Source organism: Alcanivorax sp. HI0083 (assembly GCF_001635175.1).
Map to the genome: position 1 here is coordinate 1 of NZ_LWFX01000905.1, position 2478 is coordinate 2478.

The window sequence follows — 2478 nt, forward strand, 5'->3', positions numbered from 1 at the left end:
CGCCCCATGGATCACCTGTGCCGCCTGCAGCAGGATCACTTCGCACTGATCACCTATCAGCCACAGCTGAGCCACTGCGACCCCACCAGTTTCCGGCGTCTATACGACAACCTGAACCACCGCGCCTACCAGACCGCGGCGGGCTTTCTCAGCCTGCAAGTCAGCATTGCGCTGGCCGCATCCGCCGGCAACAACAGCGCAGACGGCATGCTGGAGCAGGCAGCGCTGGAACTGGAGCAGGCCCTGGCGGAAAAACGGATCGTCTCCGCTGCAGCGAGCGCCTGACATACCAGGCGACCGGAGACACACACGCTGAGAAAAACGCTCCATTTAATGCCCGTCAGGGCTTACCATTCGCCCCATGACTGAATCCCTTCCACACTGGTACCTGCTCGGTGCCGGCAACATGGGCACGCTGGCCGCCTGGTATCTGACCCGTGCCGGCCATACCGTCAGCGTCGTTACCGACAACCCGGCCCCCCCCAGCCACAAGCAACTGATCTTTGCTGACCGAAGCGCATCCCTTACCCTGCCCTGCGTCAGCCCGGCACAATTGTCCGGCTCCATCGCGCACTTACTGGTGGCCAGCAAAACGCCCTACACAGAGGCGGCCTTACGCCGGGTGGACGGCCATCTGAACAGCACCACCCAGGTACTGCGTTTCCAGAATGGCATGGGCGCGCTGGATGGCCTGCTTCCCCCCGGCACCCCTGTGCTGGAGGCCATCACCACCAGCGCCGTGAAAGGGCAGTCACCACAGCACACCATCGTGGCAGAAAACACCACCTGGCTGGGCGGTACCCAACAACCACCGGCATGGCTGGCAAGCCTGCAGCGCCACTGGCCCGACCTGCACTGGGAAACAGACATCCGCTTCGTGCAATGGAAAAAACTGGTGGCCAATGCGGTGATCAATCCGCTCACCGCCCTGCACGATGTGCCCAACGGCGCCCTCGTTGACGATCCGGCCTTGCAACAGGCAGCCCGCGCGCTATGCGCCGAGGCCGACACCCTGCTAACCGCACTGGATTCCCGCTGGCCCGGCCATTCGTTTTCCGCGGTACTGCAGGTGGCCCGCGCTACCGCTGGCAACACCTCTTCCATGCGCGCCGACCGGCAGCGCGGCGCCACCACGGAAATCGAGGCCATCAACGGCTGGCTGCTACGCCAGGCGCAACGCCACGGCCTGGACCTGCCCACCCACCGCCGTCTGGTTAAAGCCCTGACGCCTACATAAACGCACAGGCCCTCAGCGGCCGGCTCTGGTAAGCTCCCCTGCGTGCAGACCCCATTGTTCGGAGGATGAATGTCCACTCGCCACGCCACTCGCTATCCCGCGCTTTTTTTACCTGCTGCTGTCAGCCTGTTACTCGCCGCCCCGTTGCAAGGGATCGCCGGCGAACCCACTGACACAACAGACACAACGGACGCGGCCAGCGACCGTCACGCCCTCGGCACGGTCAAAGTCAGTGGCGCCCGCAACACCAGCCTGGCCGGCGAGCTGCCCACCGGCACCGTGGTGATCGACCGGGAAGCCATCGACAGCCTGCCAGCGACCAATCTGGCGGACCTGCTCGACACCGTGGGCGGCCTGCAAAGCAGTCGCCTGTATGGCATCAACGGCAGTAACGCCAGCGTGGATCTGCTCGGCTTCGGCGCCACCGGCAACCAGAACACCCTGATCCTGCTGAACGGCCGCCGACTCTCCAACATCGACCTGACCACCCCGGAACTGACCGGCATTCCCCTGGCCGCCATCGAACGCATCGAAGTACTTCCCGGTGCCGGTGCCGCCCTGTACGGCAACGGCGCCGTGGGCGGCGTGGTCAACATCGTCACCCGCCGCAGCTACCGCAACAGCGCCGGGCTGGAAATCAACAGCGGCAGTTACAACAGCCTCGGGGGCAACGGCTACGCCACCGGTAACCACGGCAACCTGAGCGGTGCGGTGGCGCTGAGCACCCTGGACAGCGATGGCTATCGCGACAACAACGCCCTGCGTAACGACAGCGCCTTCGCTGACCTGCGCTACCAGCAGGACCGTGTTGAAGCCTATTTCACCGCCAATGGCACCCGGCAGTCCCAGGGCCTGCCGGGAGGCCGCGACCCCAAGGAATTCAACAATGATCCGCAAGGCGCCGACACCCCCGACGACGACGCGGAGCAGGAAAGTTACTGGTTGATGCCCGGCCTGCGCATCGCCATGGCCGGCAACACCGCGCTCACCCTGGACGCCAGCCGCCGCCGCCAAACCCAGGAATACCGCTACCCCTCCAGCGGTTTCAACGGCGAGTCAGTGGTGGACAGCTACAGCTTCACTCCCAAGCTGGAAGGTCAGACCGCCACCGGCAGTGCCGTGCATAACTGGACGCTGGGCATGGATCTGCACGAATACGATTACACCAGCCGGACCAATTTCGGCGACCGGGAACTGGAACAAAGCCAACGCGCCTGGTATCTGCACAACCTGGTCAGCCT

At 64.5% G+C, this 2478-nt stretch carries 2 protein-coding genes and 1 pseudogene; all 3 read left to right on the plus strand.

Annotated elements, in window-relative coordinates:
- Positions 1-285 (plus strand): annotated as a pseudogene (locus A3754_RS27620) (response regulator receiver protein); the annotation flags it as partial.
- A gap of 76 nt (positions 286-361) precedes the next feature.
- On the plus strand, positions 362-1237 hold the full coding sequence (locus A3754_RS09055; RefSeq protein WP_063519399.1) for a ketopantoate reductase family protein: 876 nt from the start codon (positions 362-364) through the stop codon (positions 1235-1237).
- A gap of 69 nt (positions 1238-1306) precedes the next feature.
- A partial coding sequence (locus tag A3754_RS09060; RefSeq protein ID WP_156496929.1) for a TonB-dependent siderophore receptor occupies positions 1307-2478 on the plus strand: 1172 nt, incomplete at its 3' end.

Coding starts and splice junctions, on each gene's coding strand:
- A3754_RS09055 (WP_063519399.1), top strand. CDS start 362: ATGACTGAATCCCTTCCACACTGGTACCTGCTCGGTGCCGGCAACATG.